Origin of the sequence: Archangium violaceum (genome assembly GCF_016887565.1) — a bacterium.
GTDB classification, from domain to species: Bacteria; Myxococcota; Myxococcia; order Myxococcales; family Myxococcaceae; genus Archangium; species Archangium violaceum_B.
On record NZ_CP069396.1, the window covers coordinates 2711439 to 2724926 of the forward strand.

General features: G+C 69.1%; 12 protein-coding genes. 6 read left to right on the forward strand and 6 right to left on the reverse strand.

Features of this window, described 5'->3' with window-relative positions:
• Positions 1-6 precede the first annotated feature (6 nt).
• Positions 7-606, reverse strand: coding sequence for an RNA methyltransferase (locus JRI60_RS11245; RefSeq protein WP_204225843.1), 600 nt, complete (start codon positions 604-606; stop codon positions 7-9).
• A 104-nt stretch (positions 607-710) separates the two neighbouring features.
• Positions 711-1025 (reverse strand): hypothetical protein, encoded by a 315-nt coding sequence (locus JRI60_RS11250; RefSeq protein WP_204225844.1) that lies wholly within the window; start codon positions 1023-1025, stop codon positions 711-713.
• Positions 1026-1199: 174 nt separating this feature from the next.
• Here JRI60_RS11250 and JRI60_RS11255 point away from each other — a divergent pair, with 174 nt between their 5' ends.
• The 3 genes from JRI60_RS11255 to JRI60_RS11265 all read left to right on the forward strand — a co-directional run bounded on the left by JRI60_RS11255 (position 1200) and on the right by JRI60_RS11265 (position 5466).
• Positions 1200-2054: a sterol desaturase family protein gene (locus JRI60_RS11255; protein WP_204225845.1), complete on the forward strand. Its 855-nt coding sequence runs from the start codon at positions 1200-1202 to the stop codon at positions 2052-2054.
• A 227-nt stretch (positions 2055-2281) separates the two neighbouring features.
• A complete protein-coding gene (locus JRI60_RS11260) occupies positions 2282-5059 on the forward strand; it encodes a PAS domain-containing sensor histidine kinase (protein WP_204225846.1) in 2778 nt (925 codons plus the stop codon).
• 14 nt (positions 5060-5073) lie between these two features.
• On the forward strand, positions 5074-5466 hold the full coding sequence (locus JRI60_RS11265) for a RidA family protein (RefSeq protein ID WP_204225847.1): 393 nt from the start codon (positions 5074-5076) through the stop codon (positions 5464-5466).
• A 55-nt stretch (positions 5467-5521) separates the two neighbouring features.
• On the opposite strand, the gene JRI60_RS11270 is transcribed toward JRI60_RS11265, so the two are convergent.
• Together JRI60_RS11270 and JRI60_RS11275 are read right to left on the reverse strand one after the other, a co-directional pair.
• Positions 5522-7138 carry a sodium:solute symporter family transporter gene (locus tag JRI60_RS11270; RefSeq protein WP_204225848.1) on the reverse strand — a complete coding sequence of 539 codons (1617 nt, stop codon included), beginning with the start codon at positions 7136-7138 and terminating at the stop codon, positions 5522-5524.
• Positions 7139-7154: 16 nt separating this feature from the next.
• Positions 7155-7433 carry a DUF485 domain-containing protein gene (locus JRI60_RS11275; protein WP_204225849.1) on the reverse strand — a complete coding sequence of 93 codons (279 nt, stop codon included), beginning with the start codon at positions 7431-7433 and terminating at the stop codon, positions 7155-7157.
• A 264-nt stretch (positions 7434-7697) separates the two neighbouring features.
• Here JRI60_RS11275 and JRI60_RS11280 point away from each other — a divergent pair, with 264 nt between their 5' ends.
• Positions 7698-9146: an APC family permease gene (locus JRI60_RS11280; RefSeq protein ID WP_204225850.1), complete on the forward strand. Its 1449-nt coding sequence runs from the start codon at positions 7698-7700 to the stop codon at positions 9144-9146.
• Positions 9116-9742 (forward strand): SAM-dependent methyltransferase, encoded by a 627-nt coding sequence (locus JRI60_RS11285; RefSeq protein ID WP_239470462.1) that lies wholly within the window; start codon positions 9116-9118, stop codon positions 9740-9742. Before JRI60_RS11280 ends, JRI60_RS11285 begins: the two co-directional genes overlap by 31 nt.
• Before the next feature lie 15 nt (positions 9743-9757).
• Here JRI60_RS11285 and JRI60_RS11290 read toward each other — a convergent pair whose 3' ends face one another.
• Positions 9758-10672: a DUF3396 domain-containing protein gene (locus JRI60_RS11290; RefSeq protein WP_239470463.1), complete on the reverse strand. Its 915-nt coding sequence runs from the start codon at positions 10670-10672 to the stop codon at positions 9758-9760.
• Between the two features lie 209 nt (positions 10673-10881).
• On the opposite strand from JRI60_RS11290, the gene JRI60_RS11295 reads away from it, so the two are divergent.
• Positions 10882-12078 carry a cytochrome P450 gene (locus JRI60_RS11295; protein ID WP_204225851.1) on the forward strand — a complete coding sequence of 399 codons (1197 nt, stop codon included), beginning with the start codon at positions 10882-10884 and terminating at the stop codon, positions 12076-12078.
• 21 nt (positions 12079-12099) lie between these two features.
• Here the strand turns inward: JRI60_RS11295 and JRI60_RS11300 are convergent, their stop codons facing one another.
• Positions 12100-13461, reverse strand: coding sequence for a sigma-54-dependent transcriptional regulator (locus tag JRI60_RS11300; RefSeq protein WP_204225852.1), 1362 nt, complete (start codon positions 13459-13461; stop codon positions 12100-12102).
• Positions 13462-13488: the final 27 nt, after the last annotated feature.

Consider the following 13488-nt stretch of genomic DNA (forward strand, 5'->3'; position numbering starts at 1 on the left):
CGAATCTCAGGGCACCCAGGGGCCGAGCCCGGCGGGCGCTCCGCCGCAGGCCGCGCGGAGCCGCGCGAGCGCCTCGTCGTAGGAGAGGGTCTCCGCGGCTTCCTTCACGGTGGGGGAGACCCAGTCCCGCCAGGAGCGGAGCACGGTGACGTGACGGCCACTCTCCGCCTGGGCCTCGGAGAGGTGCACGAGCAGCCGCTCCTCCAGGGCCTCGCGGGCCTTCGTCCACTCGCTGTCCTTGTCCAGGCGGACCACCCGGTCCCGCTCCACCGCCGACAGCAGGGTGCGCGCCTGGGGGGCGAGCCCCTCCAGCGAGCGGCGGCGCCGCGACGGCTCCATGGCCACGCGGTACACCACGGGCCACAGCGAGGCGTCCACGAAGGCCACCTTTCCTTCCACGAGCCGCACGGCGAGCACCTCGTCCGAGGCCCTCAGCATGCGGCCGAGCCGGTACATCAGCCGGCCCTTGGCGTGGTTCCTCCAACTCCCGTGCACCGGGCCTCCGGCCACGGCCTCGACGAGCGACGTCACCCCGAGGGCGGGAACCTCGGTGACGACCAGCCTCTGCCGGATGAGCTCCAGGGCGTCGTGTTCGGTGTGGACCACGCTCGCGCTCCCTTCGGGGGCCGCCGCCAGGTACCCCGGACGGAGACCCACCGCACCGACATGGGCCGCGTCGCCCATGCCGATGCGTGTGAGATGCCTTCGCGTCAGCCCTGGTCGCCGGTGCCCTTGTCATGGTGCGAGCAGCCACACGCGGCTGCCTCGCCCGAGCCGCCCTGGGCTGCTGCCTGGGCGCAATGCGGACAGCCACAGCCCTTGGCCTCCGCCTGAGCGGAGCCCTCCTGGGCCTTGGCGTGGTGCGCGCAGCCACACCCCTTCTGGCTCTCGCCCTGTGTGCCCTGTTCCATGGAGGTGCTGGACGCGGTGGCGTCCTCGCGGGGCGCCGTCTGGGTGGTGGCGCAGCCGGCGAGCAGGGACATCGTGGTGGTGGAGAGGACCAGCAACAACGTACGTACGCTCATGTCATGACTCCTTCGACCGGGGGGGAAGGGGGGGCAGGTCCGAGGATGCCAGTCCCTCGGTCGGGAACGCTTCAGGCCACGAGCGAACCCCCAGGGGAGTGGAAGGAGTCGTCATGTACTGAACGCGGCCGGTATGCTCCGGGCCGGGTCACGGTGTCGCGGGAGGACGTCCCGATGCTCGAGCAGCTCCTCGGTCTCTGGCATGGGCTCTCCTCGTCGGACAGCGGCATGAAGGGTCCGCTCGTCTGGGCGATCCCCGTCCTGCTCGCGATGATGGTGCTCGAGGCCCTCGTGAGCGCGCTCACGCGTGACGGCCACTACGACGCACGAGACCTGCTGGCCAACCTGGGCATCGGCATGGGCAACGCCGTGGCGAACCTCGCCTGGAGCCCGCTGGCCCTGGCCGCCAATGCCCTCGTCTACGCGCACACGCCGCTGCGCATGCCTCCGGACGCCGTCTGGGCCTGGGTGCTGCTCTTCTTCCTCGAGGACCTCTGCTACTACGCCTCCCACCGGGCCGAGCACGGGCTCCGCATCCTGTGGGCCTCGCACCAGGTGCACCACTCCTCGGAGCGCTTCAATCTCAGCATCGGCGTGCGCACGCCCTGGCTGCATGGCGCCTTCCTCTGGGTGTTCTGGGTGCCGCTGGCGCTGCTGGGGTTCTCTCCGCTGATGATCGTCACCCAGCAGGGGCTCAGCATGGTCTGGCAGTTCTTCTCCCATACCGGGCATGTGGGACGGCTCGGTCCCCTCGAGCACCTGTTGAGCACGCCGTCGAACCACCGCGTCCATCACGCGCGCAATCCGCGGTACCTGGACAGGAACTTCGGCGGGGTGCTCATCCTCTGGGACCGGCTCTTCGGCACCTATGTCCCCGAGCGGGAGCCTCCCGACTATGGCGTGCCGGGGGCTCCGCGCTCGTACAACCCGTTCATCCTGGTGCTCCACGAGTGGGGGGCGCTCCTCCGGGATGCCGCTCGCGCGCCCTCGTGGTGGAAACGCCTGCGCTGCCTCGTGGGCCCGCCCTGAGTCTCATAGGATTGCCTGGTGAGGGGCCCTGCGGGTACTCCCAGGGTCGGGAAAGGAATGCCCGTCCGAGGGGTTCCGCTCAAGTATTCCGGACTTCGTGCGGATTCTGATATTTCCGGAATACAGGTAATGTCCGGCCAGGGCCGGAGCTCAAATCACCCGGGGGGGTGCTCATGGAGATGAGGAGCAAGGGAATCAGTATCGCTCCGCGAGAACCAACCTCGCGGTTGGACGAGGCGACGGCCCAGCTGGAGGTGCTGTGGAACGCGCCCCTGGGCATCGCCTTCGTGGACCAGGAGCTCCGGATCCTTCGCCTCAATCGGGCCCTGGCCGAGATGAAGGGCCTTCCCCTTCCCGAAGCGCATTCGGGCAAGCTCCTCGCCGACGTGCTTCCGCCGGGCGAGGCCTCGCGGGACCTGATCGAGCGTGCCCGGCGGGTGCTCGTGACGGGTCAGCCCCTCACGAATGTCGAGCTGGAGTGGGGGACGCGGGAGCAGCCCGGCCAGCACCGCTTCTCCCGGGTGAGCTGCCATCCCGTCCACGATGGCGTGGAGGTGGTGGGCCTGTGTGTGTACGTCGAGGACATCACCGAGCGGATTCTCGTGGAAGAGGCACGCCTGGTGAGCGAGGCCGGGCTGAGGCGGCTGTTCGACTCGAACCTCATCGGCATCCTCGTCTGGGAGCGGACGGGGCGCATCCTGGATGCCAATGGCCGGCTGCTCGAGATGTTGGGGTATCGCCGTGAGGACTTGAAGAGCGGGGGCCTCGACTGGCTGGCGATCACTCCTCCGGATGACGTGGGAGCCCACGAGCGTGGCCCGGAGGAGCTGTTCTCCTCCCAGGTGCCTTCCGAGCGGGAGCTCGTGTGCAAGGACGGCAGGCGGGTGCTGGTGCTCCTGGTGGGCGCCTTCTTCGAGGGCTCCCGGTCCGAGGGCATCACCTTCGTGCTCGACATCACCGAGCAGAAGCACGCGCGTGAGGCCCTGCGCGAGAGCGAGCTGCGCCTGCGGGGCGTCGTGGCCGCCCTGTCCGAGGGCATCGTCTTCCACGATGCCTCGGGCGCTATCGGCTTCTCCAACGCGGCGGCCTGCCGGCTGCTCGGTCTCACGCAGGATCAACTGCACGGCCGCACCTCCTTCGACCCGCGCTGGCAGGCCGTGAAGGAGGACGGCAGTCCGTATCCGGGAGAAGAGCACCCGGTCATGCTCGCCCAGCGCACGGGGACTCCCCAGCTCGACAAGGTGATGGGGATCTACCGTCCGGATGGCTCCCGGGTCTGGTTGTCCATCAACGCGCTTCCGCTCTCCGGTCCCGATGGAAGGACTCCCCGGGGGATGGTGGCGTCCTTCTTCGACATCACCGGGCGCAAGGAGACGGAGGCGGCGCTCCGGGTGAGCGAGGAGCGCCTGCGGATGGCGATGGACTCGGCCGCCATCGGCACCTGGGATTTCAACCCGGTCTCCCTCGGGCTGCTGTGGGACTCCCGCACCCGGGCCCTCTTCGGGCTGCCGCCGGACGCGTCGGCGGACTATGGCGTGTTCCTCTCGGGCCTCCACCCCGAGGACAGGGAGCGCACGGAGCAGGCCATCCAGGCGGCCCTGCGGCCGGAGAGTGGCGGGCACTATGACATCGAGTACCGCACCGTCGGACTCCAGGACGGTGTCGAGCGGTGGCTCGCGGCCAAGGGGCGTGCCTGGTTCGACGACAAGGGCCAGGCCGTCCGCTTCGTCGGCACGGTGCTGGAGATCACCCAGCGCAAGCGGACCGAGGCCAGCGCGCGCTTCCTCTCGGAGGCCAGCCGCCTGCTGGCGGAGCGCCTGGACAGGCCCGAGGAGATGCTCCAGCGGGTGGCCCGGCTCACCGTCTCCACCCTCTCCACCTACTGCATCATGATCGTGGTGCAGGAGGACGGCGGCCTGTCGCGTGTGGCCGGTGCGCACAGGGACGCCTCCAAGGAGGTCTTCATCCGGGCCTCCTCGAAGTTGGGGACCGGGGCCCGGGAGCCGACCCCCCTGTTGGAGGTGGTGCGTACCGGCAGGTCGAGCCTCGTGCGCGACTTCACCCCGGAGGTCCGGCAGCGCTATGCCGTCAGCCCCGAGCACCTGGACGTGATGAACACGTTGGATGCCTGCTCGATGATGTGCGTGCCGATGAAGGCCCGGGGGCAGGTGGTGGGCTTGATGCTCCTGGCGGCCGCCGCGCCCCAGCGGAGGTATGACGAGCAGGATCTCGTGCTCGCGGATGAGCTGGCCCAACGGGTGGGCATGGCCCTCGAGAACATCCGCCTCTTCCGCGAGGCCCAGCATGCCGTGGGTCTGCGGGACGAGTTCCTCTCCATCGCGAGTCACGAGCTGAAGACGCCGCTCACCTCGCTCAAGCTGCAGCACGCGCTCATCGACCGGTTCCTGGGGCCGGAGACCCGGGCGGCGGTGGGCCCGAGGCTCTCGGCGGCCATCCGGCAGGTGGAGCGGCTCTCCTCGCTCGTGGGCAGTCTGCTGGACGTGAGCCGCATCGGGGCCGGCCGGTTGACGCTCGAGCCCATCGACATGGAGCTCACCCAGCTCATCCGTGAGGTGATGGATCGCTTCTCGGAGGTGTTCGCCGTGGCGGAGTGCACCGTGGACTTCCCCGCCACGCCGCCGGTGCGCGGGTACTGGGACCCCCTCCGGTTGGATCAGGTGATCGTCAACCTGCTCTCCAACGCGGCCAAGTACGGGGCGGGCAAGCCCATCCACGTGCGCGTGGAGGTGGAGGGGGCGTTCGCCCTGGTGATGATCCAGGACCAGGGCATCGGCATCGCCCCCGACGACCTGCCCCGCCTGTTCTCCCGTTTCGGGCGAGCGGTGTCGGAGCGGCACTACGGCGGGTTGGGGCTGGGGCTCTTCATCTCCAGGCAGATCATCGAGGCCATGGGGGGTAGCATCCGCGTGGAGAGCTGGCCCTCCCGGGGCTCCACCTTCACGGTGGAGCTGCCACTGAGGGCGGGCCCGCCGAAAACCCCGTGAACTGGAGGTTCACCGTGGAGCGCACGACGCTGCACTCAGACAGAGCACCGAAGGCCGTTGGTCCCTACTCGCAGGCCGTCGTGGTGGATACCACCCGGACCGTCTACCTCTCCGGCCAGACGCCCATCGAGCCCTCCACGGGCGAGCTGATCCAGGGAGACGTGAAGGCGCAGACCGAGCGGGTGCTGGAGAACCTCCGCGCGGTGCTCGCCTCCGGTGGGCTGGACTTCTCCCACGTCGTCCGGTGTGGCGTCTTCCTCGTCGACATGGCCGACTTCGCCGCGATGAACGAGGTCTACGGGCGCTACTTCCCCGGCAAGCCACCGGCGCGGACCACCGTGCAGGTGGCGGGGCTCCCGCTGGGAGCGCGGGTGGAGATCGACTGCATCGCGGTGGTCGTCCGCTGAAGCGCGTCACCCGGGCGGGGGCACGAGGCGCCCCAGCCCCCGCCGGGGACGGTGCTCAGGTGGTCTGGGGACTCGAGGTCGGCACGGACACGGGGACGGGCGTGACCGCTGGGGCGGGCGCGTCGGCTTCCGCACCCACGTGCATGCGATGCCGCACCTCGTCGAAGCGGCCGGCCGCCGTGGGCTCGGGGGAGAGCAGCGACACCACCCAGCCCACCAGGAAGGCCAGCGGCATGGTGACGAGGCCCGGGTTCTTCAGCGGGAAGAGCGCCTCCGTGTGGCCCAGCAGATCCACCTGCACCGTGGGCGACAGGAAGATGAACAGCACCGCGCTGACCGAGCCCGTAATCATGCTGGCCACCGCGCCGCGCGTGGTGAAGCCCTTCCAGGCCATGGACAGCAGCAGGGCGGGGAAGTTGGCGCTCGCGGCGATGGCGAAGGCCAGGCCCACCATGAAGGCCACGTTCTGCCCCTTGAAGACGATGCCCAGGAAGATGGCGAGGATGCCCAGGCCCAGGCTGGCCAGGCGGGCCACGCGCAGCTGCTCGTGCTCCGGCGCCTTGCCCTTGCGCACCACGCTCGTCCACAGGTCGTGCGAGAGCGCCGCCGCGCCCGACAGCGTCAGTCCGGCCACCACCGCGAGGATGGTGGCGAAGGCCACCGCGGAGATGAAGCCGAGGAAGGGCTTGCCACCCACCGCCTCGGCCAGCATGGGCGCCGCCATGTTGCCGCCCTTGTCCACGAGCTTGATGGCATCGCGGCCCAGGAGCACCGAGGCGCCGAAGCCGAGGATGAACGTCACCAGGTAGAAGTAGCCGATGAGGCCGGTGGCGTAGAACACCGAGCCGCGCGCCGCCTTCGCGTTGGGCACCGTGTAGAAGCGCATGAGGATGTGGGGCAGGCCCGCGGTGCCGAACATCAGCGCCAGGCCCAGCGACACCGCCTCCAGCGGGCTGGACACCAGCTTGCCGGGGGCGAGCACCTCGGGGCCGTACTGGTCCGCCGCCGCCTGGAAGAGCGCCAGCGGGTTGAAGCTGAACTTCACCAGCACCATCAGCGCCAGCACCGTCGCGCCCGCCAGCAGCAGCACCGCCTTGACGATCTGCACCCACGTGGTGGCGATCATCCCGCCGAAGAGCACGTAGAGGATCATCACCACGCCCACGATGACGACGGCGGCCTCGTAGGACAGGCCGAACATCATGTGGATGAGGTTGCCGGCGCCCACCATCTGGGCGATGAGGTAGAAGCTCACCACGGCGAGCGTGCCCACCGCGGCGGAGATGCGCACCGGCGTCTGCTTGAGCCGGTAGGCCACCACGTCCGCGAAGGTGTACTTGCCCAGGTTGCGCAGGGGCTCGGCGATGAGGAACGTCACCACCGGCCAGCCCACCAGCCAGCCCACCGAATAGATGAGGCCATCGAAGCCGGAGAGCGCCACCAGGCCGGCGATGCCCAGGAAGCTCGCGGCGCTCATGAAGTCACCGGCGAGCGCGAAGCCGTTCTGCACGGCGCTCACCCCGCCACCCGCCGTGAAGAACTCCGAGGTCGTCTTCGTCTTGCGCGCCGCCCAGTACGTGATGGCGAGCGTGAAGCCCACGAACACCAGGAAGAAGACGATGGCGATGGTGTTGGGCTCGCCAATCGAGGTCGCTGCCTGCTGTGGATTCATTGGTGTGTTTCCCCTGTCAGCGACGGAACTGGTGGAGGGCCTTGTCGTACGTGTTGTTGGCCCACAGGACGTAGATGCCGGTGAGCACCCAGGCGGCGGCGATGACCAGCGCGCCCAGCAGGATGCCGAGAGAGAGCCCCGGGGCGAGCTGCTTGCCCATGAGCGGCTTGTCGAAGGCCACGAGCAGGATGAAGCCGAAGTAGGACACCAGCGTGCCGGCGGTGAGGACGGCGGCCACGCGCCATCGCGCCGCCGCCAGGGCTTCGAGCTCTTCGGCCTTTGTCTTCTGGGACATGGTGCGGGGTTCTCCTTGGGTGGGCACGCGCACCTCCCAGGAGCAACGCTCGTTCCAGCCCGCGGCATGAAGGGTCTCGCGGACTTGGCGCCTGCCACGCCGCGTCAGATGTTTCGAAAGGTAACGTCCCCGTCACCCCGGTAACGCCGGCCCCCCGCCCCTCGGGAGCCCCACCAGGCATTCGTTCACGGAGGTCTCCGCGGGGCACATTGCTCCGTCTGCCGGAGGTGTCCATCCCTTCACACATCCAGGGGGTGGAGGCCGATGACGCGCGAGCGGTACCAGAGGGAGGGGCAGCCGAGCGGAGCGCACGGTCAGGGAGCGCCGCCATCCGGGGCGCTGCCCTTGCCGACGCTGCGTGTCATGGACGCCATCGCGCTCATCGTGGGCATCGTGGTGGGAGCGGGCATCTTCCGGACGCCCTCACTGGTGGCGCAGAACTCGGGGGGTGGGGGCACCGTGCTCCTGCTGTGGAGCCTGGGCGGGCTGGTCTCCCTCATCGGGGCCATGTGCTACGCGGAGCTGGCCAGCACCTGGCCGAACGCCGGCGGGGACTACCACTACCTGCGCCGGGCGCTCGGAGAGTCGTTGGCCTTCCTGTTCGCCTGGGCGCGGCTGACGGTCATCCCCACCGGCTCCATCGCGCTGCTGGGGTTCATCTTCGGGGACTACGCCTCCCAACTGCTGCCGCTGGGCGACCACTCGTCCGCCGTCTACGCCGCGCTCTCGGTGGTGGTGCTCACCGGGTTGAACGTGGCCGGCATCCACCTGGGTAAGTGGACGCAGAACCTGCTCACGGTGGCGGTGGTGGTGGGGTTGGGGTTGGTCATCGTCGCCGGGCTCCTCTCCCCGCCGCCCAATCCTCCACCGGTCACCGGGGGGACTCCTGGCGGGGCGGGCCATGCCGGCTGGGGGCTGGCGATGGTGTTCGTGCTGCTGACGTACGGCGGTTGGAACGAGGCGGCCTACATCTCCAGCGAGCTGCGCGGAGCGCGTCGTGGCATCGCCTCCGCGCTGCTGTGGAGCCTGGTGGCCGTCACCTGTCTCTATGTGCTGGTGAATGTGGCCTACCTGAAGGCGCTGGGGCTGGCGGGGGTGGCGCAATCGGATGCCGTGGCGGCGGAGCTCCTGCGGCGCGTGGTCGGGCCCGGGAGCGCCCAGCTCATCAGCCTGATCATCTGCGCGGCGGTGCTCACCTCGTCCAACGCCACCGTCCTCATGGGCTCGCGCACGAACTACGCGTTGGGACGCGACTTCCCGATGTTCTCTCCCCTGGGACGGTGGAGCGCTCGGGCGGGCTCGCCGGTGAACGCGTTGCTGGTGCAGGGGACGCTCTCCCTGGCGCTGGTGGGCGTGGGCGCCATCACCCGGCGGGGCTTCGAGACGATGGTGGAGTACACCGCGCCCGTCTTCTGGTTCTTCTTCCTGCTGACGGGCATATCGCTGCTGGTGCTGCGCCGGCGCGAGCCGGACGTGGTGCGCCCCTTCCGCGTGCCGCTCTACCCGCTCACCCCGCTGCTGTTCTGCGCGACGTGCGCGTACCTCCTCTACTCGAGTCTCGCCTACACGGGGACCGGGGCGCTCGTTGGCGTGGCGGTGCTGGCCACGGGGCTGGTGCCGCTGGTGCTCATGCGGCGGAAGGCTCGCCAGCCAAGGAATCCGTTGCACGGAGGTCGTACACCATGGGGACTCGGAAGGCAGCGATCGGCGTAGCACTGTTGGCGGGCCTCGGGCTCGGGGGCGGCTCGCTCGCCACGCAGGCACCCGAGGAGCAAGACTCCTCGGACTTCGTCTACGTTCCCCCCAACATGGGGCGTGCGGATCTCCCCGAGCGGGCGCCGGACGTGCCGTACGTGCCCACCTCGCAGAATCTGGTGGACGCGATGCTGGAGCTGGCCGGCGTGCGGCAGGGGGACGTGGTCTACGATCTGGGCTCGGGAGACGGCCGCATCGTCGTCACCGCGGCGAAGAAGTACGGTGTGCATGGGGTGGGCATCGACATCAACCCCGAGCGCGTCCAGGAGGCGGAGGCCAACGCGCGGTCCGCGGGCGTGCAGCGGCTCACCGAGTTCCGGCAGGAGGACATCTTCAAGGCGGACATCGGTGATGCCTCGGTGGTGACGATGTACCTGCTGCCGAGCGTCAACACCCGGCTGAAGCCCAAGCTGCTGCGGGACCTGGAGCCGGGGACGCGCATCGTCTCGCACGCCTTCGACATCGAGGGATGGGAGCCGCTCAAGACCATCGAGGTGGATGGGACCACCCTCTACCTCTGGGTCGTCCCCGAGAACCCATCCCAGGTGCGGTAGCGCGCCGCGACCGGGTCAATCGAGGAAACGACGTTCCCAGCGGCGCAGATCCTCCGGGGTGAAGTCGGTGCCGCCCTGGGATTGCTCATGGTAGAGCCAGGGCTCCAGCACACGCGCCAACTCCCGGTAGGCTGGCAGTGTCTGGCCCTGCTCGGTGTCACCTGCCTCTGGCCAGGGGCCGAGGGTGACGACGGCCCGGTCACCTTGCATGTCCTGCACGGTGGTTCCCGGCGAGTGCAACCGGGAGCGCAGCCCGGACGTGCCCCCCAGCTCGCCGAGCACCGGTTGGCCCAGGAAGGTCATCCACGCGGAGCCTCGCACCTGCGTGCCAAGGTGAAGCGAGTAATCACCTGGTTTGGGAATGTCCATGCCTGGGTAGCGGAAGCACTGCTGTCGAATCTCTCGTTCCACGCCCAGAAGCTCTGTGTCGCAGTTGAAGGAAAGACCCACGTAACCGGAGCAGAAAGGCAGGTGGCCCGCGACCTCGAATGCCAGCTCACGGAGCTTCTCCGGCCCATGTTCCTCGAGATACTCGGTGGGGAGCCAGAAAGACGCCGCGCACGTCATCCCCAGCCGATCAGCCCTGGATGGGTTGTCCAGCGGCCTCCCGTAGTATCGGAATCGATACCGATCCTCCGCGTTCGATGCATCTCGCAAGTGGATGATGGGCCAGCGGCGCTTGTTCATCTTTTCCCGGATGTGCTCCCAGCCAGCATGATCCAGCTTCTGCCAGTCCCCCTCCTCATCCGCATAGAGGCCGAGCGCATCTGGTCCTACCGTACGCAGGTACGCCGTTAGCGCGTTCATTACTGCGCGAGAAAGCTCCGCATGAGGGCGGTGCATATAGAAATCGAGGCTCAGCCCCTCGCGTATCAGCAGGTACCCGCTGCGTGAGCAGGTGCGAATCCGCGGGTAATGGTGGCTTGCCATCAAAAGACTCCCAAGCGGGGGACGATCATCCGTGGCTTTGGTCCCAGTGCTTCCTTGACGAAGGTCATCTTCCAGCAGCAGGGCGGACCTGTCCTCGAAAGGTGGACACTACGCCGAGCCGCTGGTGCCTTTCATACAGAGTCTCGGGCTCGCCGTGGCTCTCGCGCCGGGCCGGCCCCTATTGTCGGGCCATCGCCCGAGGCTCGCGCATGAGTGTCCGACCCAACATCTACGCCCCCAACATCTGGAACAATCCGCACTCCTTCTACTCCTCACTGCGGCGTGAAGCGCCGGTCAGCCAGGTGGAACCGGGTGGCATGTGGGCGGTGACCCGCTACGAGGACGCGCTCCATGTCCTCAAGAATCCGCAGATCTTCTCGTCGGAGGGCCTGCGCGCGGCCACACAGCCCGCCTGGCTCGGGCAGCGCAACCCGGTGAGCGACTCCATCCTGGTGTTGGATCCACCGGACCACACCCGCCTGCGCTCTCTCATCACCCGCACCTTCTCGGCCCCGGGCGTGGCCCGCCTGGAGTCCTTCGTCCGCTCCAATGCCGAGTCGATCGTCGCCGACATGCTGGCGCGCCGCCGGGTGGATTTCGTCGAGTCGATGGGTCTGACGCTCCCCTCGCGCACCATGAGCGCGCTGCTGGGGCTGGACACCTCGCTGGCGCCGCGCTTCAAAGGCTGGGCGGATGCCATCGTGAGCTTCGGCATCACTCCTCCGGATGCCACGGAGCGGCAGGCCGAGCTGCGCGCCACCCTGACCGAGCTCAAGCATCACCTGGGACAGGTCCTGGAGCTGCGCCGGCGCGAGCCCGGCAACGACGTGGTCAGCGATCTCCTCCAGGCCCGGGCTCAAGGAGGGGTCCTCTCGGATGACGAGCTGCTGGGCTTCCTCGTCCTGCTGCTGGTGGCGGGGCTGGAGACGACGTACGACCTGCTGGGCCTCTGCGGACTGATGTTGGCGGACCAGCCGGACATCTGGGCACGCTTGAAGGCGGACCGCACGCTTGTGCCGAAGTTCGTCGAGGAGGTGCTGCGCTTCGAGTCGCCCTCTCAGTCCACCATGCGCATCACCACCCAGGAGACGGAGCTGGGTGGGGTCCGGCTGCCCAAGGGGGCGGTGCTGATGGTGCAGTTCGTCTCGGCCAACCGGGACGAGTCGGTCTTCCCCAACCCCCACCGCTTCGACCTGGACCGCACGGGTACTCCGCACCTGGGCTTCGGCCATGGCATCCACTTCTGCGTGGGCGCCCCCCTGGCTCGGCTGGAGGCGCGGCTGGCCGTGGAGGTGCTGCTCGAGCGCTGCTCCAAGCTGGTGCGCGAGCCCGGGCCGGTGCAGTGGAACGTGGCGGTGACGACCCGCGGGCCCGCGGTGCTCCCCCTGGAGCTGCACCCGGCCTGAGCTGCGAGCGCCTGGCGTGGCTCAGGCGCGGATGCGGGGAATGCCCAGCCGCTGGCGCTTCTCCCAGAGCGCCTTGCGGCTGATGCCCAGCCGGCGCGCCAGCTCCGTCTCCCCCAGCTTGTCCTGGTGCTCCAACACGAAGCGGCGGAAGTACTCCTCCAGCGAGTCCGGTGAGGCGCTGCCCTCGATGCCGGGCTCTGGCAGCTCGTGCGTCTCGAAGGTGATGTTGCCACCGGGCTCCAGCGCGAGCAGCCCGGGCGTGACGAGCGGGCCATCGGCGAGGATGACGGCGCGCTCGATGGCGTTCTCCAGCTCGCGCACGTTTCCGGGCCAGGGGTGCGTGGTGATCGTTGTGAGCGCCTCGGGCGAGAAGGTGGCGGGCGGCCGGTTGAGCCGCTGGCACGCCCTCTCCAACAGATGCTTCGCGAGCGCCGGGATGTCCTCGCCGCGCTCGCGCAGGGGCGGCAGCTTGATCTCCACCACGCGCAGCCGGAAGTAGAGATCCTGCCGGAATGCGCCCTCCTGGACGCGCTTGGGCAGGTCCCGGTGAGTGGCGGCGACGATGCGCACGTCCACCTTGCGCGAACGGGTGGCTCCCACGCGTCGCACCTCGCCGTCCTGCATCATCCGCAGCAGGCGGGCCTGGGCGGGGGCGGGCAGCTCGCCAATCTCGTCGAGGAAGAGCGTTCCTCCGTCCGCGCTCTCCACCAGGCCCGCGTGCGCGGTCTGCGCTCCGGTGAAGGCCCCCTTCTCGTGGCCGAACAGCTCGGACTCCAGCAGGCCCTCGGGGATGGCGGCGCAGTTGACGGCCACCAGCGGGCCATCGCGCCGGGGGCTCTGCGCGTGGAGCGCCCGCGCCACCAGCTCCTTGCCGGTACCGGACTCGCCCAGCACCAGCACCGTGGCAGGCGAGGCGGCCACCTTGCGGATTCGCTCGAAGGCGTCGCGCATGGCCAGGCAGTTGCCCACCATCCCGCTCACCGCGTACGTGCGCTCCACCTCGCGCTTCAGCGCCGCGTTCTGCCGGTTCAGCCGGCCCTCGCGCAGCACGCGCTCCACCTGCAGCAACAGCTCGTCGTGGTCGAAGGGCTTGGCGATGTAGTCCACCGCTCCCAGCTTCATGGCCTCCACCGCCGAGCGCACCGTGGCGTAGCTGGTCATGATGAGCACCGGCACTCCCGGCGCCTTGGCGATGACGTCCGTGCCCGCCGCGCCCGGCAGGCGCAGATCGCTCAGGATGAGGTCGAACGTGTCCAGCTCGTGGTTGGCCTCGGCTTCGTGCACGGCGCCGGCCTCGGCCACGTCGTGCCCCGCCCGCGTCAACAGGCGGCGCAGCTCGGTGCGGATGACGGGCTCGTCCTCGATGACCAGGATGCGGCTCATAGGTGCTTGCCCCCCTGTCCGAGGTCG